22 protein-coding genes and 1 riboswitch are annotated in these 19,597 nt (G+C 66.2%); of the genes, 5 read left to right on the top strand and 17 right to left on the bottom strand.

Annotation, left to right across the window (positions count from 1 at the left end; all coding sequences use genetic code 11):
* Positions 1-31 precede the first annotated feature (31 nt).
* Complete coding sequence (locus CR918_RS01440) at positions 32-2,053, bottom strand: acyltransferase family protein (protein WP_099841905.1); 2,022 nt, start codon at positions 2,051-2,053, stop codon at positions 32-34.
* Positions 2,054-2,220: 167 nt separating this feature from the next.
* Positions 2,221-2,376 carry a hypothetical protein gene (locus CR918_RS21120; RefSeq protein WP_157804317.1) on the bottom strand — a complete coding sequence of 52 codons (156 nt, stop codon included), beginning with the start codon at positions 2,374-2,376 and terminating at the stop codon, positions 2,221-2,223.
* Between the two features lie 345 nt (positions 2,377-2,721).
* Between CR918_RS21120 and CR918_RS01435 the strand changes: the two genes are divergently transcribed.
* Positions 2,722-3,279 carry a hypothetical protein gene (locus CR918_RS01435; RefSeq protein ID WP_133119657.1) on the top strand — a complete coding sequence of 186 codons (558 nt, stop codon included), beginning with the start codon at positions 2,722-2,724 and terminating at the stop codon, positions 3,277-3,279.
* Between the two features lie 397 nt (positions 3,280-3,676).
* Positions 3,677-4,087, top strand: coding sequence for a hypothetical protein (locus tag CR918_RS01430; RefSeq protein ID WP_099782824.1), 411 nt, complete (start codon positions 3,677-3,679; stop codon positions 4,085-4,087).
* A gap of 44 nt (positions 4,088-4,131) precedes the next feature.
* Here the strand turns inward: CR918_RS01430 and CR918_RS01425 are convergent, their stop codons facing one another.
* From CR918_RS01425 to CR918_RS01380, 10 genes are all read right to left on the bottom strand, one after another.
* Positions 4,132-5,319 (bottom strand): hypothetical protein, encoded by a 1,188-nt coding sequence (locus tag CR918_RS01425; RefSeq protein WP_133119656.1) that lies wholly within the window; start codon positions 5,317-5,319, stop codon positions 4,132-4,134.
* 34 nt (positions 5,320-5,353) lie between these two features.
* Positions 5,354-7,795, bottom strand: coding sequence for a TcfC E-set like domain-containing protein (locus tag CR918_RS01420; RefSeq protein ID WP_099841902.1), 2,442 nt, complete (start codon positions 7,793-7,795; stop codon positions 5,354-5,356).
* A 126-nt stretch (positions 7,796-7,921) separates the two neighbouring features.
* A complete protein-coding gene (locus tag CR918_RS01415) occupies positions 7,922-8,416 on the bottom strand; it encodes a CS1 type fimbrial major subunit (RefSeq protein ID WP_025876629.1) in 495 nt (164 codons plus the stop codon).
* Positions 8,417-8,525: 109 nt separating this feature from the next.
* Entirely contained in the window at positions 8,526-9,260 is a 735-nt protein-coding gene (locus tag CR918_RS01410; RefSeq protein WP_099841901.1) for a CS1 fimbrial subunit B flags: Precursor, read from the bottom strand.
* Between the two features lie 196 nt (positions 9,261-9,456).
* Positions 9,457-9,687 (bottom strand): hypothetical protein, encoded by a 231-nt coding sequence (locus CR918_RS21255; protein ID WP_243378937.1) that lies wholly within the window; start codon positions 9,685-9,687, stop codon positions 9,457-9,459.
* 18 nt (positions 9,688-9,705) lie between these two features.
* Positions 9,706-10,668 (bottom strand): thiamine-phosphate kinase, encoded by a 963-nt coding sequence (gene thiL, locus CR918_RS01400; protein WP_099588525.1) that lies wholly within the window; start codon positions 10,666-10,668, stop codon positions 9,706-9,708.
* 120 nt (positions 10,669-10,788) lie between these two features.
* Positions 10,789-11,268: a transcription antitermination factor NusB gene (nusB, locus tag CR918_RS01395; protein WP_025876637.1), complete on the bottom strand. Its 480-nt coding sequence runs from the start codon at positions 11,266-11,268 to the stop codon at positions 10,789-10,791.
* Complete coding sequence (gene ribH / locus CR918_RS01390; RefSeq protein ID WP_025876639.1) at positions 11,265-11,732, bottom strand: 6,7-dimethyl-8-ribityllumazine synthase; 468 nt, start codon at positions 11,730-11,732, stop codon at positions 11,265-11,267. Before ribH ends, nusB begins: the two co-directional genes overlap by 4 nt.
* Positions 11,733-11,890: 158 nt before the next feature.
* The gene (gene ribB / locus CR918_RS01385; RefSeq protein ID WP_032978962.1) at positions 11,891-12,991 is read right to left on the bottom strand and encodes a 3,4-dihydroxy-2-butanone-4-phosphate synthase; all 1,101 of its coding nucleotides are present in this window, start codon (positions 12,989-12,991) and stop codon (positions 11,891-11,893) included.
* Positions 12,988-13,590 carry a riboflavin synthase gene (locus CR918_RS01380; RefSeq protein WP_099841900.1) on the bottom strand — a complete coding sequence of 201 codons (603 nt, stop codon included), beginning with the start codon at positions 13,588-13,590 and terminating at the stop codon, positions 12,988-12,990. The genes ribB and CR918_RS01380 overlap by 4 nt, the downstream gene beginning before the upstream one ends.
* A gap of 77 nt (positions 13,591-13,667) precedes the next feature.
* Positions 13,668-13,814, bottom strand: a riboswitch (FMN riboswitch).
* Positions 13,815-14,056: 242 nt separating this feature from the next.
* On the opposite strand from CR918_RS01380, the gene CR918_RS01375 reads away from it, so the two are divergent.
* The 3 genes from CR918_RS01375 to CR918_RS01365 all read left to right on the top strand — a co-directional run bounded on the left by CR918_RS01375 (position 14,057) and on the right by CR918_RS01365 (position 16,339).
* A complete protein-coding gene (locus tag CR918_RS01375) occupies positions 14,057-14,680 on the top strand; it encodes an outer membrane beta-barrel protein (RefSeq protein ID WP_025876645.1) in 624 nt (207 codons plus the stop codon).
* A 149-nt stretch (positions 14,681-14,829) separates the two neighbouring features.
* The gene (locus CR918_RS01370; protein ID WP_099841899.1) at positions 14,830-15,711 is read left to right on the top strand and encodes a hypothetical protein; all 882 of its coding nucleotides are present in this window, start codon (positions 14,830-14,832) and stop codon (positions 15,709-15,711) included.
* Positions 15,698-16,339 (top strand): hypothetical protein, encoded by a 642-nt coding sequence (locus tag CR918_RS01365; RefSeq protein ID WP_099782808.1) that lies wholly within the window; start codon positions 15,698-15,700, stop codon positions 16,337-16,339. The genes CR918_RS01370 and CR918_RS01365 overlap by 14 nt, the downstream gene beginning before the upstream one ends.
* A 3-nt stretch (positions 16,340-16,342) precedes the next feature.
* On the opposite strand, the gene ribD is transcribed toward CR918_RS01365, so the two are convergent.
* The 5 genes from ribD to CR918_RS01340 all read right to left on the bottom strand — a co-directional run bounded on the left by ribD (position 16,343) and on the right by CR918_RS01340 (position 19,574).
* A complete protein-coding gene (ribD, locus tag CR918_RS01360; RefSeq protein ID WP_099841898.1) occupies positions 16,343-17,428 on the bottom strand; it encodes a bifunctional diaminohydroxyphosphoribosylaminopyrimidine deaminase/5-amino-6-(5-phosphoribosylamino)uracil reductase RibD in 1,086 nt (361 codons plus the stop codon).
* A 115-nt stretch (positions 17,429-17,543) separates the two neighbouring features.
* The gene (gene nrdR, locus CR918_RS01355) at positions 17,544-18,065 is read right to left on the bottom strand and encodes a transcriptional regulator NrdR (protein WP_049469477.1); all 522 of its coding nucleotides are present in this window, start codon (positions 18,063-18,065) and stop codon (positions 17,544-17,546) included.
* 94 nt (positions 18,066-18,159) lie between these two features.
* Entirely contained in the window at positions 18,160-18,591 is a 432-nt protein-coding gene (locus CR918_RS01350) for a hypothetical protein (protein WP_099841897.1), read from the bottom strand.
* A gap of 86 nt (positions 18,592-18,677) precedes the next feature.
* A complete protein-coding gene (locus CR918_RS01345; protein WP_099841896.1) occupies positions 18,678-19,115 on the bottom strand; it encodes a hypothetical protein in 438 nt (145 codons plus the stop codon).
* 30 nt (positions 19,116-19,145) lie between these two features.
* Positions 19,146-19,574 carry a hypothetical protein gene (locus CR918_RS01340; RefSeq protein ID WP_099841895.1) on the bottom strand — a complete coding sequence of 143 codons (429 nt, stop codon included), beginning with the start codon at positions 19,572-19,574 and terminating at the stop codon, positions 19,146-19,148.
* Between the last annotated feature and the right edge of the window lie 23 nt (positions 19,575-19,597).

Here is a 19,597-nt window from a genome sequence, read left to right as displayed (position 1 = left end):
GAACGGAGAGCAGCCAAGCGCGGGCCCGGCGCTACAGTGGATTGTCGCCCGCAACATCGATCAGGGTCTGCCGGAAGCTGGGCAACAGCACGCGGTTGCCATGGCCGCTCAGGTGATCGTTGTCGAAGAACAGCGGTTCACCGTCCTGCACGGCCGAGCAGGTATCCGGTCCGCACAGCAGCGGCAGCGGATCCCACACGGTCAATGACGGGTAACGCGCGGCCAGCTCGGCCAGCAGTGCCATCTGCGGCGCACGCAGCCGCTGCAGATCCGCGCGCGACATGCTCAGGCCACCGGCGCACGCCGGATTGCTACGGTTGAACCAGTCCGAGCAGCGATAGGCCCCGGCCTTGAACAGCGGCAGCGGTGCATCGATGACCACGTGCACACCCAACCGCTGCAGGCGGCCCAGCACACGCTCGGCTTCATCATGTGCCGCCTGCGCATGCGCGGGCGTGCGTTCGGCCCGCAACTGCCGATAAATCTGCTGTGCGTCCTGTTGCTGCCAGTCGAACCCTCGCAGCTCCGGCATGCGCAGCGCCGCCAGCAACACGATGTCACCCGGGCGCGCGTCGCGTTCGATGGCCGACAGGCTGTCCTCGATGAAGTCCTGGCAGTCGGCCGGGCTGGCCCGCAGCAGATTGACGAAGCTGCAGCCACCGCGATCCTCCTGGCGGATCTCCATCCCGGTCTGTCGCGCGACCATGCTGGTCATCGTGCGGTAGGCCGCCGCATGCGAGTCGCCGACAACAAACAGGCGTCGCCCTTCGAGGGCAGGTGCGCTCACCGGTTCCAGCGGTCGCCACGCCGGGTAGCGACGCGCCTGCCATGCGTAGCCATCGCGGGTGACGCTGAGCGAGATCTGCTGGTGGTACTCCACCGTCGCCCAGGCGCCGGCGCCGCACAGCCCCAACACCGGCAGCGCCATCGCCAGCACCTTCGCCGGCGCCAGCCGCAACAGCGGCAGCGCGCTGCGCAGCGGACGTTCCACGCAGTGGTAGGACGCGGCCGACACGGCCAGCAGCAGTACCGGATACAGCCACAGCGCAGCGCCCTGCAGCCCGTAGGTCCAGCGCAGCAGCACCAGCAGTGGCCAATGCCACAGGTACAGCGAATACGACAGTCGCCCCAGGTACGACAGCGGTGCCCAGCCCAGGGCGCGGCCGACCCGCGATTGGCCATGCCCGGCTACCGCCGCCAACAGCAGCAGGGTGCCGACCACCGTGGCCAGCACACCCGGCACCGGCATCGCCAGTTGCGGCGCGACAAGTACGCCCGCCAGCAGCAGCGCCAGGCCGGGCAGTGCGAGCGCGTCCCTGCGCTTGCCGGGACCGCGCGCGCTCATCCACTGGTACAACAGCGCACCGGCCGCCAGTTCCCAGAACCGCGACGGCAGCAGGTAGAACGCCGCCGCCGGGGCCGTCTGCGCTTGCCAGGCCGCCCACGCCAGCGACAGCACCGTGAGCGCCGGCAACAGCACACGCGACCACGGCCAGCGGTCGCGGCCGCGCAACCAGACGAAGAACAGCAGCGGGAACACCAGGTAGAACTGCTCCTCCACGCCCAGCGTCCAGGTGTGCAGGAACGGATTGAGTTCCGCGCCGGGCGAGAAGTAGTCATCCTGCTGGCCGGCCAGTACCACGTTGCTGAAACCCACCAGCGCCGCCCAGCCGGTCTGGTCGAACTGCTCGTTGCGCCAGGCGCGGGGAATGAACAGCGCTGACAGCACGAAGGTGGCCATCAGCATCACCAGCAGCGCCGGCAACAGGCGCAGCACGCGGCGCCGGTAGAAATCGAGCAGCAGCGCGCCCAGTGGCATGCCTGCACGCGATGCCAGCGACTGGCTGATCACGAAGCCGGAGACCACGAAGAACAGGTCCACGCCGGTGAAACCACCGGGCAGCCACGCCGCGTTCGCATGGAAGACGATGACGGCCAGCACGGCCAGTGCACGCAGGCCATCGATGGCAGCGTTGTGGGAGCGTTCGGGGTGAAGCATGCGGGCGACCGTCAGCGAGCGATCGGGCAGCATGGCCAGCGCTTGCGCAGTCATTCAATGGACAATCGCGACAGACGTGGACATCGTTCATGTCCGATCCCAACTCAGCACGATGGTGGAGCCGAGCCATGCTCGGCGGTTCTGCAGCCAGAGCGCTTGGGGTCAGATCCCATTGCCACGGGCACTGGGATCCGACCCCGGCGTCGGCCTGGTGTCGCTGTTTACCAGGCCATGCGCAGGCCCAGCTCGGCCAGCAGGGTACCGTCGCTGACGACCAGTCCGCTGGCACTGTTGTGCGTCTCGATCACGCTGTCACGCAGCTGCACATCGCCACCGCGTACCGACAGCCCATGCCCGAGTCCACCGCGGGTGAGCACGCGGCCTGCTGCTGGCCCTGGGAACCTTCCCAGCCGGCATGGCGCTGGCCGGTGATCTGGACGACCAGCGCGCCGACGTATCTGCAGGCGACCCGGTCGAGGCCTGGACCCTGGTCATCGGCTCGATCCTGAATGTGGACGGTGGGCAGACGCTGCAGATCGTGGCTAATGACGACTCCGAGCTAAACATCTGGGACGCCGTGGTAACCCGTAGTGGAACCAGTCAGAGAGCCATTACGCTGAACGACTCGGCGTATCTCGCTCTGGCCCGAAGCCGGATCTTTGGGGGGCATCGGGTTGAATGGTGGCACCACGCCGGCCGTCCTGGCGCAGAGCTCGATCTCAGTGACCACTGCCGGGTTGGCACCTGGCGAGCGCCTTTCGGTCGGCGTCGACTTGGCAGGCTCGGCAGCAGGCTTCGGTGTTGCCAGCCCCAGGGCGACCATCAACGTCACCACCATCTACGTGGAAGACGCCCCAGTCGCCAGCCGCGATGTCGGCAACGGCGTTGGCGTGCGAATCCAGTTCGGGCAGATGGATATCGTCAACGGCTCGCGTGTGGATGCATCCAATATCGGCGCGGTGCTCTGGGGCGAAGTCAATCCGGATCAACGCATCCGTCTGAACATCGATAACTCCACCCTGCAATCTGGTCGCGGCGCTGCCATCCGGGTCAATGCAGCCGCTGACAATACCTACGACATCACCGTGGCCAATGGCGCGCAGCTGATCGGCGGCGATGGCAACCTGCTGCTGGTGGGCCGCGACATCGGTCTGGTCAACACGCGCACCGACGTCAACTTCAATGTGGATGACGCCCGATTGGCGGGTAACATTACCTTTGAGCCTACCAATGCCCCCACCGCCAAGACGGCGAACCTGAGCGTGGCTTACAAGTGGTGATCTGCTTTCTACAACAAGTGTCGCAACTGGCACGCGCAGGCGTGCTCCGGTTTCGCGCAGTGCGTTCGATATGCGTCTGCAATGTTTTCGAAATTGAAACTTTTCTGATTGGTATAGCAGCACCTGCGTGCACATCATGGCGCGCCACCGACAACGGGTGGCACGGGCTTGCAATCCCGTTAGGTTGATGTGTTGTTTACGCTTGCCTGTCGGCGTCGCGCTTTCCTTGTTGGGCGGCGTCGGCAGGCAATCCGTCCGTGCCCTATGGCGGGCGGTGCGTGGGGGGCTCGTACCCGCCGGCGTTTCTACATCAACCTCCGGTATTGCAACCACGCACCGTCCGCCGCCCTCGCCCAGCGCGAGGGCGGCCCCTTGCTTCGCACTCAAGGACGCCGCCATGACTTCTTCGCTCTATCCCTATCTGTTCGCCACACTGGGCGACGCCGTCGAACGCCTGCCAGACGATCTGGCCAAAGCACTGGAAACCACGTTGGGCAGCACGATGCGCGCCCACGCCGACGAAGGCATCACCCTGCTCAGCTGCCTGCAGCGCATCCGCCACGTGGACGCCGCCGATGGCCAGCCGTGGCCGGACAAGGGACGCAAACAGTGCTTTGGTTTCGCGATGGCACGCATCGACCGCGCCAATGCCGGGCTGACCTTGCTGCTGGAACTGCTGCACGCCATCGAGCGCTTGCGCGTGGACGGCGATGCCGACCAGCAGGTGGGCGATGACGTGCGCGAAGGCTTGCTGCTGGCCTGCCGTGGGCTGGCCGAGTATGTGGATGTGCAGTTGCGGGTAGCGTAGCCAGCTTCCGCGGCACCTCGACCACGCCAATCCCTGCCCCAGGCTCAGGGATTGGCGTCGAACAACACGGTCATGTCTCCTTCCCAGCGCGAGCCCGGTGTCTTCACCATCTCCAGCACCGCGTCACGCCCGGCGGTGAAGCGCAGGGTCGAACGGCGCTGCATGAGGTAACCATCGGGCGTGAAGCGCGGTGCCTGACCGTCATCGGCCAGCAGTACGGTGTTCTGCGCCGGACGACCATCGCGCAGGTTGTTCATGCCCGGAAGGGTGACGTCCACCTCCACCGGCACCTGCTTGTCCGCCTGCGGATCATGAATACCGCACTGGTCGCCGACGTGGTGCTGGCAGCGCAGCTTCATGCTGAAGTCCATCGACGTGGTCAGATGAAAGGGCAGCTCCTGGCGCAGCCTCGCCGGCGCAGTGCCATGATCGATCCAGGGCGACCAGCCCCCTTCGGGCGCCAACTGTACGCGCGGCGCCTCGGTGGCGAAGCGCACCTGGAAGTCGTGGATCACATCGAACACGAAGTTCATGCGCACGGCCTCGACACCGGTGATGTTGTCGCCCAGATCGATGTCGGCCCCGGCGCCGCCGGTGGTCCAGGTTTCCTGGGCCACGTAACGGCCGTCCTGCAGCGTCATTGCATTGGGCAGGGTGACGTGGATGCCGAGCCCCACGTTCCGGTAGGAATAGGTGCGGCCATACCGCGTGCTGGTGCTGTAGCACTCGGTGGGGCTGGCTGGCGTCCGCGCCGCCCAACCACCCAGGGAGAATCCAACCCCACCGGCGCCGCGGATGGCCGTACAACCTCCACTGACGCCGTAGTACCAGGGATCGCCGCCACCACCGAAGTTGATGCGCATGGACAGGGCCGCAAAGCTGATGGTCGCCTCGAAGGTGCGTCCGCTCGATACCTCCTGCAGGGTGATCGTACGCGGTGGCGGGAAGCGGATGTAGGTGGTATCACGCCTTGACGTGTCGTCGCTCGGCCCTTGCTTGCGCCAGTACTCGCGGTTGCCGAGGTCGAAGATATAGGCCCCTTTTCTATCGCATTCGGCCGGTCTCCAGTTGCAGAAGCTGCCCCGGGGTGTCGTGTTGCGGAATGCGGTATCGCCCGGATCCAGGGCGTTGGGCCTGAATTCGCCGGTGACGTTGACGTCCACCACCTGTGCGGTGGCAGGCAACGCCGCCATTAGGGCCAGCAACGGGAACAGCCGGATGCCAATAGTCATGCTTTAGACCTGCCTGGTTCGTCGGAACAATGGGCTAGTGCGCGACCACCGACGGCGGACAACCGATGCCGCCCACCATCAGTACATCGCCTTCTCGGGGGTGACGGCCCTCCTCCATGGTCAGCACACAGCTGATCCGATTCGGATAGCGCAGCTCCACCACCGGCGCGCGTGCGCTGAGTTCAAGGGTGAAGAAGCCTTCTTCCTGGCTGACGTTGCGGCCGGCGTGGTTGATCACCTGCACCCCGCGCATGCCATTGCCATCGGCATCCAGTACCTGCCCCATCACGGTGAAGGTGCGCAGTACATCCACCGTGGTATGCACCACGCCGCCCTTGTTGAGGTGGTAGCTGATGGTCGACGGCTGCAGCGCCGCCGCAGGTGCGTGCCGGCCGTGGAAGTCGAACTGCACCCGTCCCGCACGATAGGCGGTGACCGGAACGAAGTTGCGTCCCGGGCGCAGCTGCACGCCACCGCCACGACTGTCGTCGGCACGCAGCTTGATATCGGGGAAGTCACTGCGCACGTCGACGATGATGCCGGTGTCCACGCTGCCGCTGCGTCCCTGGCCCAGCACGGCAGCATGTCCTCCCCCGATCACCAAGGTGCTGTCCAGGTTGGCGCTGCCGCCAACGTGGCCGGAACCGGCAGCGCGATACAGCTGCACATCGCCTTCCAGCAATGGGCTCTGCAGATAGGCGCCGGCGCCGGCGCCAATGCCGCTGCGTTCAGCTGTGACCATGCCATTGACGCTGCGCAGGATCTTCCCATCCACACGCTGGGTGGCGACCGCGGTGACGTAGCCGTCGCGCTGGCCGGCTTCGCCGGTCCGGCTGCCCAAGCTGCCGCTGTAACTGCGGCGCTCGCTGCCGAGTGACACACTGACGGTCAGATCGATGCCGCGCTGGCGGCGATAGTGGGTGAAGCGGCTGCCCGGACGGTCGTAGGCCGAGACACGCCAGTTGACGTCATGCCTGCCGAACAGGGTCTCGCGGCGACCGTAGGAAACGTCGATGCCGGTGCCACGGGTGAAGCCGGAACTGCGGGCCACGCGCAGGCTCGCATTATCGCGGTGACTGAAGCGATGGGTGATCGATACGGCCGTGGTGTCCTGCCAGCCTCCCCGGGTTTCCCAACGTGGCGGCGCACCCTCGCTGGCGGGCAGCCGATGACGCTGCTCTGCCCAGCTGCGCGCGTGGTTGGCGACCACCGAACCGGCACGGTAGCGATACAGTCCCTGCAGATCCACGCCGCGCCCGGCATCGCTGGAGGTGTAGAAATTGGTGTAGGCGCTGAAGCGATCACTGGCCTGCCAGTCCATCGACAGGCCGGTGGCGCGGCGCGTGCCGATCTGCTGCACGGTGGCACCGGCCACTGCGCGCGGGTGCAGCAGGTAGTTGACCACCGCACCGGCGGCGATCTCGCCTTCCTGCATTGAACGATCGCTGTCGAGCAGGCTGCGCTGCTGGCCGGCGAACGCGCTGTAGCGCCAGCGTCGAGTGGGATCACGCCAACGGCTGGGTTTGTGGATCGAGGCGGTTTCGCGCGAGGCCTCCTGGCCGTCTTCAATGACCCGCAGTACCACGTCGTAGATGCCGCCTGGCAGGCGACGTGTGTCGATCTCCTGCACGCCGGGCTTCACGGCCTGTGTGGCCAGCAGGTTGCCGTCGCGCAGAATCTCCACTACACCGTCGCGGTTGGCGGTGACATAGACCGGATAGACGCTGGCGCTGCGCGTGTCGGCCAGCAGTACATCCGACGAACCGAACATCACTCCCAGTGCGGTGTCATTCTGCGTACCCGGCGCGCGTGGCTGGCGGATGATGCCCTCGAACGTGGGCAGGAAATAGCCCGCGCGGACGAAATGATCGCCGAGCTCGCGTTGTGCATACAACGCACTGAGATAGTGATCCGTGCTGCCGGGTTGGGCGTAGTACTGGTAGCTGCCAACCGTGCTCCACAGACCGATGCTGCCACTCAGTTCAGCGCTGTAGCGTGCGCTGGCCGGCTGGTCCTGGCCGCCATGCACCGCCAGGCTGTTGCGTACGATCAAGCCGTGGCTGCCGGACGCCGGCAGGGCAATGTTGCGTTGTTCCGCACTGGCAGTTGCCGGCGTCAACAGGCTCAGCAGCGAATTGGCCAGACTGTAGTGCAGCGCGGCCAGGCCACGGCACTGCGGCGCGCATATGCCAAGCGGCAGCGGTTCGGCCAGCTGCTCGGCCCAGCGCGTGCGCTCGCTCTGCGGCCACGGGCTGTCGATGCTTTCGACGAAGCCGATCAGCTGTACGCGGTTGTCTTCATGCAGCAGTACTTCGGCGTCGCCCAGGTACTGCCCGTCCAGTTCCACGCGCACGGTCAGCGGATTGCCGAACAGATGCTCGCGGAACTCCGCAGGCATGCGGCCGCGCTGCTCCAGGAGGCTGGCCTGTGCGTCTGGCGCGCCTGCGGTCGCCTGCGCCGAGACAGCAGCAAGCATGACGGCAATGGCAACAGCCAGTCGCATCGGAACCGGTCGCGGAGGTAGGTGTGAAAGGCGCATAGATGACATTGGCCCTCCTGCCGCACGCGCGGTGGGGCAGGAAGGCACAGAGCTCGGCAGGCGTCAGATGTCGCTTTCGAAGATCATGTGGAACTGGCCGCCGTAAGTACCCTGCTTGTAACCGCCGCCCGGTTCGGTAGGCGCGATGGCGAAGGCCAGAGACTTGCCGGATGCGGCCTGGGCTGCGTTGGCAACGGTGATCTTGGCGGCGGCCGTTGCCGGCACGACCACGTTGTCCAGTTTCACCGCCAGATCCACGACGTCCGCGGCCGATGCCATCTGCGCCGGGGCAGACAGATAGGCGGTGATGGCAGCCGGCGACTTCACGTTGATCACGCGACCGGTCAGTTCGCCGAGCACCTGGCGTGCGGTATCCCACGGCAGATTCTGCGGCAGGCCTTCCCAGCCGTCCGGCGTGGACACCTGCAGGCCGGCAACGTTGGGCACGTCAGCCGACACATTGACGGTGATCGATTTGGTTTCGGTAGCCGCAAAGCTGACGGCCGGGGTGATGAGCAGGACTGCCGCAGCCGCCATCGCGTGTTTCAAGAAGGACATTCAGATACTCCTGGGTGAGTGGGTACAAAAGCCAGGACAAGGGCAAAGCTGTCCCATCGGACTCCTGGCGGGCCCGGGCGGGACAATGGCGTTGGTGGGGGACGGACGGTCAGCGGCGACTGTCGATGCTGCGCTGGCGTTCGCCCTCCTTCAGGTCGTAACGGATGAAATGCGTATCGTCAGACGCCAGCACGTGAGAGCGACCGGGACGTACGTGCACGATGATTCCGGGCGTACAGGCGTCGACCTTGGCCCGCTCGCACTGGCGCAGGTTTTCCAGAACAATGGTGGCGTTGCCGTGGTTGTGGATCTGGCCGGACTCGATGCGGGTGTCATAGCGCGGGTGTTGTGGCGCGATGAACAGCACGGTGCCGAAGCCGGTGAACACGCGGATGGCCGAGGAAAGCTCTGCGGCCTGCTGTGCCTGTTCCTCGCTGAGCGAGAATTCCTCGGCACTGGGCGCCACCGGCACGAAGCGCAGGCGGTAGTAGCGTTCCTCGTCGCGCAGGCCCCGATACACCAGACGTGTGGCCTGCTGGCCGTTGCCTGCGATGATCAGGCGACTGGGACTGGCGATGACCCCATGCGCCCCAGGCGCGTTGCGCACCAGCGATGGCGCATCCACCGGAACTTCGACGGGCTTGTCATCGGCATCGAAAACGATCTCTGCCACTTCCACCCGGACGTAGGCGGTGCTGGCGCCGGTATTGCGGATGCGTTTGAGCAGGTTGCTGCTGCCGGGCTGCAGGTAGTCGAAGAGGACGCCGACATTGATCTGCGGTGCGCTGGCGTGACTGGGGAACGCCAGCGCACACAGCAGCAGGACATGGACGACACGTGACATGGCACCGCTCGTTTTCAGGAGCGTGAAGTGTGTCGTCGCGTCAAACGCCCCGCTATGAAAATAGTTGTAAGCCGAAGCGCGCAGCGGCGAATTCGGAGGATTCCTAAATGCTCATCGCGCGTACTGCCAGCATGGCCGGCAATCAAGGCACCCTGCCCGCAGCCGCGTACCGGCAGGACACAAATCCCTGCCGCACTCAGGCGAAGTGCTCGTCTCCGCTCGGGCCGTCGTGCACTTCCGTATGCACGCCCTGCCCTTCCGTGATGTGGCCGATGCGGGTGATCGGCACGCCCAGCGATTCGGCGACGTAGTGGCACGCCTGTTCCGCACGTATAAGGGTTACGCCGGAGAGGTGGCGCGCAGAGCTGTTACATCCGTGCCAACCAAGGTTGGCACCTACCAGAGCAACACGGTAGCGCCGGGCCATGCCCGGCGTTCTCATGTGTCAGGCGAAATGCTCGTATCCGCTCGGGCCGTCGTGGCCTTCGGTGTGCACACCCTGCCCTTCCATGATGCGGCCGATGCGGGTGATCGGCACGTCCAGCGATTCGGCGACGTAGTGCAGCGCGTCGCGCTGGTCGGCGGCGGCGGTGAAGCACAGTTCGTAATCGTCGCCGCCGTGCAGCGCGCAATCACGGGCGCCATCGCGGCCGAGCAGTTCGCGCAGTGCCGACGACATCGGCAATGCATCGGCGTCGACTTCGGCGCGCACACCGCTGCGTGCGGCGATGTGGCCCAGGTCGGCCAGCAGGCCATCGGAGATGTCCACGGCGGCATGCGCGAATGCACGCAGCCGCAGGCCCAGGGTGACGCGCGGGGTGGGACGCAAAAGGCGCAGGCGCAGGGTTTCGTAGTCGGCCAGCAGGGTGGCGGCGGTGACGTTCAATGCGCCCTGCTGCCACAGGCGCAGCGCACCGGCAGCATCGCCGAGGGTGCCGCTGACCCAGATGTCATCGCCAATCTGTGCGCGATCACGACGCAGGGCCTGGCCGCGAGATACCTGGCCCATCGCGGTCACCGACAGCGACAGCGGGCCACGCGTGGTGTCACCGCCAATCAGGGCGATGTCGTGCTGGTCGGCCAGCGCGAAAAAGCCATCGGCGAAGGCATCGATCCAGTCTTCGCTGGCCTCGGGCAGCGACAGCGCCAGCGTGCACCAGGCCGGGCGCGCGCCCATCGCGGCGAGGTCGGACAGGTTGACGGCCAGCGTCTTCCAGCCGATGTCGAACGCCGGAGTTTCGGTCGGGAAATGCACGCCGCTGTTGAGCGTGTCGGCGGTGACCACCAGTTGCTCGTTCGGGCGCGGCTGCAGCAGCGCGGCGTCGTCGCCGATGCCGAGCACGATGTCGTCGCGCTCGACGGTGCGGGCGCGGATGCGGTCGATGAGGGCGAATTCGGCCAGGGACATGGGGCGCTCCCGCGTTTGTACGTGCCGCGCCGTGCGCGGTGGGCGGTAGTGCCGGCCGCAGGCCGGCAACCTCAGAATCCCTGCAGTTGCCGGCCAGCGGCCGGCATTACCACAGGTGGGTCAGTGACCCGATTCGACCTTGCGCCATTCCACGGCGGCACGATCCAGCACGCCGTTGACGTAGGTGTGGCCATGTTCGGAACCGAAGCGCTTGGCCGATTCGATGGCTTCGTTGATCACCACGCGGTACGGCACGTCCAGGCGGTAACGCAGTTCGTAACCGGCCAAGCGCAGCACGGCGCGTTCGATCGCGTCCACTTCGTCGATGCCACGGTCCAGGTACGGGCCGAAGGCTTCGTCGATGTCGCGACGGTTGTCGAGCACGCCATGCACCAGCGCTTCGAAGTACGCCAGGTCGGCGATTTCGCGGGCCTGTTCATGGGCGAACTGAGCGATCAGCGACTGGCCGTTGCCGCCGGAGATCTGCCAGGCATAGATGGCCTGCACGGCACGACGGCGCGCGCGCGAGCGCAGCACCGGATCGATGCCATCGCGGCGGACGGGTTTACCGGAGGGCTTGCCCTGGGTGTTCTTGTTCATGGCAGCTGCTCCAGAAGGTTGACCATTTCCAATGCGGCGAGCGCGACTTCCTCGCCCTTGTTGCCGTGGCTGCCGCCTGCGCGGGCCTCGGCATCTTCCACGCGTTCCACGGCCAGCACGCCGTTCAGCACCGGCACGCCGAAGTCCAGCTGCACGCGCATCAGGCCTTCGGCACAGCGGTCGGCCACGTGTTCGTAGTGGCGGGTGTCGCCACGGATCACGCAGCCCAAGGTGAGGATGGCGGCGTGTTCGTGGGCGGCGGCCAGGCGCGCGGCGACCAGCGGCAGCTCCCAGGCACCCGGCACGCGGATCACGTCGATGTTGGCTTCGGCAATGCCGTTGCCGGCCAGGCTCTGGCGGGCGCCAGCAACCAGCACATCGGTGATGCGGGCGTTCCAGCGGCTGGCCAGGATGGCGAAGCGCGCCGATTCGGGAGTGCGAAGATCGCCTTCGTAGTGGCTCATATGCGGCTTGGGATTCGATTAAGGGGTAATTCTACCGTGGATGGGCCTCGGCCGTGGCTGGCGGGGGCCCGGGAGACCCGCCGGGCATGGCCCGGCGCTACCGGATTACGGGGCGCCGGTGTAGCGCCGGGCCATGCCCGGCGAGCGCAGCGGGCGGGTTACGGGGTGACCGTCTCCACCACTTCAAGGCCATAGCCGGCCAGTCCGATCTGGCGGCGGGGCGTGCCCAGCACGCGCAGCTTGCCCAGGCCCAGGTCGGACAGGATCTGCGCACCGGCACCGTTGCGGCGCCACTGGCCCACATCCTTGTCCTTGCCCGGCACCACCGGCGCCGGCTGCTGGCGCAGGCGGGCCAACAGCGCTTCGCCGTCGCGCGGGGCCGACAGCACCACCATCACGCCACTGCCTTCCGCGGCGATCGCGCGCAGGGCATCGGTGGCCGCCACGCCGAAGTCATCGCGGCGCCAGTGCAGCAGGTCGGCCAGCGGGTTTTCCACCTGCACGCGCACCAGGGTGGGCGTGTCCGCATCCGGGGTGCCGCGGACCAGGGCGAAATGCAGGTCGTGGGCGATGCGGTCGCGGTAGGTGACCAGCTTGAACGGACCGAACTCGGTGTCGATATCACGCTCGTCCACGCGCTCGACGGTCTTTTCGGTGGCCAGGCGGTAGGCGATCAGGTCGGCGATGGAGCCCATCTTCAGGCCGTGCTCGCGGGCGAACACTTCCAGCTCCGGGCGGCGCGCCATGCTGCCGTCCGGGTTGAGGATCTCCACCAGCACGCCGGCCGGTTCCAGCCCGGCCAGCATGGCCAGGTCGACGCCGGCTTCGGTGTGGCCGGCGCGGGTCAGCACGCCACCGGGCTGGGCGATCAGCGGGAAGATGTGGCCCGGCTGGTGCAGGTCCGACGGCTTGGCATTGGGCTTCACCGCGGTGCGGATGGTGTGTGCGCGGTCGTGTGCCGAGATGCCGGTGGTCACGCCCTCGGCCGCTTCGATGCTGACGGTGAAGTTGGTCTGGAACTGCGCGGTATTGGCCTGCACCATCGGCGCCAGGCCGAGGTCGGCGGCGCGGGTGCGGGTGAGCGGCAGGCACACCAGGCCGCGGCCATGGGTGACCATGAAGTTGATGTCGCTGGCCTTGACCAGCTCGGCGGCCATGATCAGGTCGCCTTCGTTCTCGCGGTCTTCGTCATCGACGATGACGACCATGCGGCCGAGGCGGATGTCTTCCAGGATGTCGGGAATGGGGGCGAAGTTCATGCGCGGGCTCCTTCACCCAGCAACCGCTCGACATAACGAGCGACCAGATCGATTTCCAGGTTGACCGCACTGCCCACGCCGGTGGCGGAGAACGCGGTATTGGCCACGGTGTGCGGGATCAGCGCCACTTCAAAGCCTTCGTCGTCCACTTCGTTGACGGTGAGGCTGACGCCGTCCACGCAGATCGAGCCCTTCTTGGCGATGTAGCGGCGCAGGGCGGCCGGCGCGGCGAAACGCCAGCGCTGGGCACGCGCATCTTCATGGATGGACAGGACCTGGCCGAGGCCGTCGACGTGGCCGCTGACCAGATGGCCGCCAAGGCGGTCGGTCGGGCGCATGGCACGTTCAAGGTTGATGACCGCACCTTCGGCCAGTTGGCCCAGCGTGGTCAGGCCCAGGGTCTCGGTGGACGCATCGGCCTGGAAGCTGCCGGCGTCGAACGCGATGACGGTGAGGCAGACGCCGTTGATGGCGATGCTCTCGCCCATCTGCACGTTGTCGAACGGCAGGCTGCCGACGTTGAAGGTGAAGCGGACATCGCCGCCGATGGATTCGCGTGCGGCCAGACGGCCGACGCCTTCGATGATTCCAGTAAACAAGTAACGTTCTCCGCGAAAAGTGAGCGAAAAACGCCGCAAGGCAAACAGGCGGGCGCAGGGCCGCAAAGGCCCTGTGGCACCGTCTTCTTTCATCCGGACTATGACCGTCGGCTCCGGCATTGGACCGGATCTGCTGACCCCCGACGGTAAGGCCGGGGCGCTCGCGGGCTCGTGCTTGCGCACCTACCGCCGGTGGGGAATTGCACCCCGCCCTGAAGACGTTTGTGTACCGGCGAACCGGCCCGCCAAGTGTAACAGCCCGGGCTGAACGGGGCCGGATGCCCCGGGGGTCGGATCCCTTTCCGCAGGAAAGGGCTCTGACCCCACCCGGGCGCGTCCGAGCCTGTGACGGCCGTCGCTCGCATTTCGTAAAACTTTCATTAAAATCGGCGGTCGGACGACATGAGGTCGCCACGGACTGCCGCACAGGCGGGCCGCCAATGGACTGAAATTCACAGGAATTCCCATGCGCAAGATCCTGATCGTGGCCGCCCTGCTGGCCGCTGCCCCGTTCTCGGCCTCCGCCGACGCCCTGAGCTACACCTACGTCGAAGGCGGCTGGACCCAGGTCAAGACCGACGACGACGTGTTCAACGACCCGAAGGTTGATGGTGGCTACGTGCGCGGTTCGATCGCGCTGGCCGAGCAGGTGCACGTGTTCGGCGGCTGGAACTACGGCAGCAAGTCGTACGACTACGACTACGGCTCGATGAAGCTCAAGCTGAACCAGCCGGAGCTGGGCATCGGTTACCACATGCCTTTCAGCGACCGCGTCGACTACACCGCCGACATCGCCTGGGTCCGCCAGCAGGCTGAAATCACCGTCAAGGACGTGGACTACGGCCGCTTCAGCGTGAAGGACCACACCAACCTGGTGCGCGCCACCATGGGCCTGCGTGGCAAGCCTTCGCGCATGACCGAAGCCTGGATCAAGGCCGGTTACATGGACGGCGGCAATGAATTCAAGGGCACCTGGGTCGGCACCGTCGGCGGCCAGATCAACTTCACCCGGACCTGGGGTCTGGTGGGCGAGATCTCCGGCTACCGCGACGTCACCCAGTACTCGGCCGGCGTGCGCGCCAGCTTCTGATTGCCCGATCCTCGTCGTGCGATCGAACGGGCTCCGCAAGGGGCCCGTTTTTTGTTGGCCGTCGCGCGCAATACGCTTGGCTGCGGCACGCCATCGAATGCAATGACAATTGCGCTAGGCTTGCCGCCCTCTGGAACAGGAACACCGTCATGAAGACCCCGATCCGCGGCCTGCTGGCCACCGCACTGCTGTGCGCCCCGTTGTTCGCCGCGGCCGCCCCGGCGCAGCTGACGCCCGAACAGACCTTCGATCTGTACGCACGCGCATTGCTGGAAGACGATGCCGCCGCCACGCGCACGCTAAACGATGCATTGAAGCCGGCCTTCGACGGCCAGGACTCGGTAACGCCGGTGCCGGGCATGATGGCCCAGGCGTTGGCCGAGCCGTGGCAGATCGTGCTGGACGTGGCCGGAGTGAAGGGCGATCCTGCAGCGGCGGAAGCGATGTACGCCAAGGTGCTGAAGGCCTCGCAGTGCCGTGCCACGCGCAGCACGGTGGAAGACAACGAATTCGTGGACGACCAGAAGATCGCCAAGGTCGATTTCAGCTGCCAGCTGGCCGACCTGGGCAGCGTGCAGCCGTTGTTCCTGGCCAGCCTGACGGGTGAGGACAAGGCTCCGCGCGCGCGCTTCACCGAGGCCTATACCCAGGCCCTGCAGAGTGGCCCGCGCAAGGCCATGACCGGCACCCTCACCCTGTACACCGCCAAGGACAAGAGCTACTGGTACAGCAGCAACTTCGATGATCTGGTGGGCCCGGTGCTGGATGCGCTGGCGCCGTTCGATGGCTGGATGCAGGACGTTGAAGCAGCCAAGGCACCGAAGGTGACCGGCGTGCCGGCCTGCGATCTGCTGCTGCAGCAGCACCGCAGCTGCGTGGCGAAGATCGCACCGGACCAGATCAGCGGTGTGGATGCGATGACCGAAGAGTTGAAGGCCAAGACGCAGGTGATGTCGGCCGAGGAAATGACGCAGGAGTGCAAGGCACTGCGTCCGATGGCCGAGATGATGTGGACCGATGCGTGCGCGTGAGTTCACTGCGCTGAAGCGACTGGGGCTGGCTGCATTGCTGGCCCCGGTTGCGGCACTGGCGGCGCCACCTGTGCCCACGCCCGGACACGTGTTCGAGCTGTACGCACAGGTGATCGTGCACGGCGATGCCGCCGCCCAGGCCGAGCTGGGCCGCTATCTGGGTACAGCCAATGGCCCGGCGATCGCGGCGGCGCTGGCGAGCGTAAGCCACCTGGAGCAGGCGCCTGAAATGGCCGATTGGCCGCAGGCCGCCGCGGCCCTGCGCAGGCGCCAGACATCGGTGCGTTGCAGTGTCGGCAGCGTGCATCATCCGCAGGCAGACATCGCCGATGTTGACTACCGTTGCCACCTGCCGGACCTGACGGCCCTGCTGCCCGTCTATCGGCAGCACCCAGTGCCATTCAACGGACCACATCCACCGCAGATGGCGAGCGAACTGGCTACGGCGTATACGCAGATGATCGCGACGGCACCGGACCGGGAAAGGATCATCACCGTGTCCTTCGAGCGCGATCATGACGGCGGCGCTTGGCGCGTACAGAACCCCTCGCCGCTGATGGGCGAACTGGCCGATGCGTTCCTGCCGTTCTTCGAGTGGAACGAGCACCCGCCTGGCGAGGATCGTTGAACTTCATGGCCGCAGCAGCAGCAGCAGATCATCCCCCACTTGGCGCTGGTCGATCACGCGCAGGCGGCGCTGTTGGTCCATCACGTCGATGCCGAGGTCGGCCAGCAACGGGCGGCCGCTGTCGCCCAGCAGTGTTGGTGCCTGGTACATCAGCAGTTCGTCGACCCAGCCACCACGCACCAGCGCGCCGGCCAGCGTTGCACCGGCTTCGGTGTGCACCTCGTTGATGCCGCGCTCGGCCAGCAGTGCCAACACCGCGCCCAGATCAAGGCGACCGTGGCGGACGGCTACGCTGGCAAAGGCCGCGTCGGCAGCGTCGGGCGGGCTGATCATTGCATCGTGCAGGTACAGCGTGGGCGCCCCACCCTCGCGCACACGGCTGCATTCCAGCGAGCGCAGGCGGGAATCGAGGACGACGCGCAGGGGCGGCATGACTTCAGTGTCAGCCAGGCGCACGGTCAGCATCGGGTCGTCGGCGATGACGGTGTCGGCGCCGGTGAGGATCGCGCCAGCGCGCGCGCGCCAGTGCTGCACATCTTCGCGAGCGGCGGGGCCGGTGATCCACTTCGAGCTGCCGTCGGCCATCGCGGTACGGCCATCAAGGCTGGCGGCCAGCTTCACCCGCAGCCACGGACGACCGCGCTCCACGCGCGACAGGAAGCCCTTGTTGAGTTCCCGCGCCTGTGCCGCCATCAAGCCCTCGGCGACCTCGATGCCGGCGTCACGCAGCAGGTCGAAGCCACCGCCATCGACTTTCGGGAACGGGTCGCGCATTGCCGCGACCACGCGCGACACGCCGGCTTCGATCAGCGCCAGTGCGCACGGCGGCGTACGGCCGTAATGCGCGCAGGGTTCCAGGGTGACGTAGGCGGTGGCACCGCGCGCGTCGCCGCCCGCTTCGCGCAGGGCGAACACTTCGGCATGCGGGCCGCCAGCGCGCTGGTGCCAGCCCTGCCCGACCACGCGCTCGCCATGGGCGATCACGCAGCCGACCATCGGATTGGGACGGGTGGTATAGGCACCGCGTTCGGCAAGCCGCAATGCGGCGGCCATGTGCAGGTGGTCAAGGACGGTGAACGATATGCTCATGCCGCCATGGTACCGCCGTCAGCACGATGCCAGCCAAGGGCCCAGTAGATCCACGCCATGCGTGGATGGGCAGTACGGCGCCAACCAAGGTTGGCAGCTACCGATGCAAAGGCCGTCAGCTCTTCTTTTTCTTGGTCAGGGCAATCACATCGCCCAGCAGCTGCAACTGCTCGGTGCTGGAAGGCAGGTCGCGTTCGAGCTTCTCGATTTCTTCGCGGAAGTCGGCCACGTCCTCGAAGCTGCGATAGACCGAAGCGAAACGCACATAACCGACATGGTCAAGCTTGCGCAGTTCGTTCATCACGAACTCGCCCACTTTGATCGACGGCACTTCGCGTTCGCCGCTGATGCGCAGCTGATGCACCACTGCGCGCACCGCCGCCTCGATCTTCTCTTCCGGCACCGCACGCTTCTGCAGCGCGCGGTCAAAGCCGGCGCGGACCTTGCGGGCATCGAAGGCTTCACGGGTGCCATCGCTCTTGACGATGGCCGGCAGCTTCAGTTCAACGGTTTCAAGCGTACTGAAGCGTTCGTTGCACGCCTCGCACTCACGCCGACGGCGAATCGTCGCGCCGTCTTCGGAGACGCGCGAGTCGATGACCCGTGTATCGGCATGCTGGCAGAAGGGGCAATGCATTGAACGCCTGGCTCAGGGAAATACCTGCTGCCACGGTCGTGGTAGCGTCGCAAAGGTACCTGAGAAGGGGCCAAGCAGCAAACTCCGTTTTTCTTCACTCGCGCCCGCTGGCTTTCGACAGCCATCGGAAGTGGCAGGCGAGGCTGATCCAAGGAGCCCCCCAACCGATTGCCAGTATCAGCAGTATCGGATCCACTCCAAAACTTGAAACTGTTATCACCGACGCGGACACAGCCTGAGCAGCTGACACTAGAAACAGCGTCCCCAGCACTGGCGCGGCGGGCTTCAATCCATCCGGTCCGCGCATCTGCCAGGTGTTTGCGAGCTGGAAAACAAGCGGGATCGCCGTCACAGAGAGCAGACCCCACATCGCAAGCAATGCAAGAAGTGCGCTGTTGTCACCGCCGTGCGCCCATACCCATAGGAACAGCAGCGAACCCAACAGGCCAGCCAACGCGCAGGGAATGGAGAAAAGAAGGCTGTGGAGAAGCAGATAGAGGCCGTGTCGGCGGCGCGAGGATTGCATCGGGGGCTCCTTCCAGTAGGTCGGAAGACCCTAGTCCTGACACCTGCGGCACACCATGCAATTTCTCTGAAACTTCCAACCGCCAGTCACACAGCGTCGGTCGCACCCCGCCGCAGCCACACCAGATGCGCCGCTGGCACCAGCAGTGGCACGCCCAGTACCAGATAGCCCAGTACCTGCCAGGGGCTGCCGGCAAACAAGCTGAAAAGCACCACGCCGATCACCGCCAGCGCCGCCATCGCGCCAAGCGCCAAGCCGATCCAGGGAATACGGGCGGTGTGCCGCAGGCCATCGCGCCCTCGCCGCAGGTAGCGGATGCTGAGCCACAACCAGGCCAGCAAGCCGATCACACCCGCCAGCGCCCACAGCAACAGCACCGCCCCTTCGTCCCCGCGCATCAGGCCGTGGCGGGTCAGGAAGGTGTAGATACCGAAGCCGGCGACGCCGCCACCGGCCACCAGTGCAGGCAACCCCAGCAGCAGGCATTGGGCGATATACAGGCGTTTGTGCAGGCGCTCATCCATGCGTTCGAATCTCCTTGCTGGCTGCTTGCTTCACGTGCGTGGTCGCAGCCACAACAGCATGGCGGCCGGGACCAGCAACGACGGCCCCAGCAGCAGCAGACCGAAGCCTTCGCTGCCGTGGGTAATGCCCAGCCACAGCCCCATGCCCAACAGCGGCAGCGCCGCCAGCATGCCAAGCAGCTGCGCCCCCCACTGCGCCCGGCTGCGCGCATGCAGTGCGCTGCGCCCTGCAAACAAATATCCGCAACTGAGGTCCAGCCAGGCAATGCAACCGGCGAGTCCGGCCAGGCCCCACAGCAGCATCAATGCCTGCCCGGGCAGGTTGACGGTGCCGTCGGCAAGTGAAAGCACGCTTCCGGCCATGGCCAGTACCGCCATCGCCCCACCAAACAGCACGCTGGGTGCGCCCAACGGCACAGCCAAGGCTGCATAGAGATACCTGAGGCGGCGCTCATCCATGCGCGGGTACTCCGGTGCCGGGG

This window comes from Stenotrophomonas indicatrix (genome assembly GCF_002750975.1).
In the GTDB taxonomy this organism is placed as follows: Bacteria; Pseudomonadota; Gammaproteobacteria; order Xanthomonadales; family Xanthomonadaceae; genus Stenotrophomonas; species Stenotrophomonas indicatrix.
The sequence above is the reverse complement of the archived record's forward strand: the minus strand, read 5'-3'. Positions and strand labels throughout refer to the sequence as shown.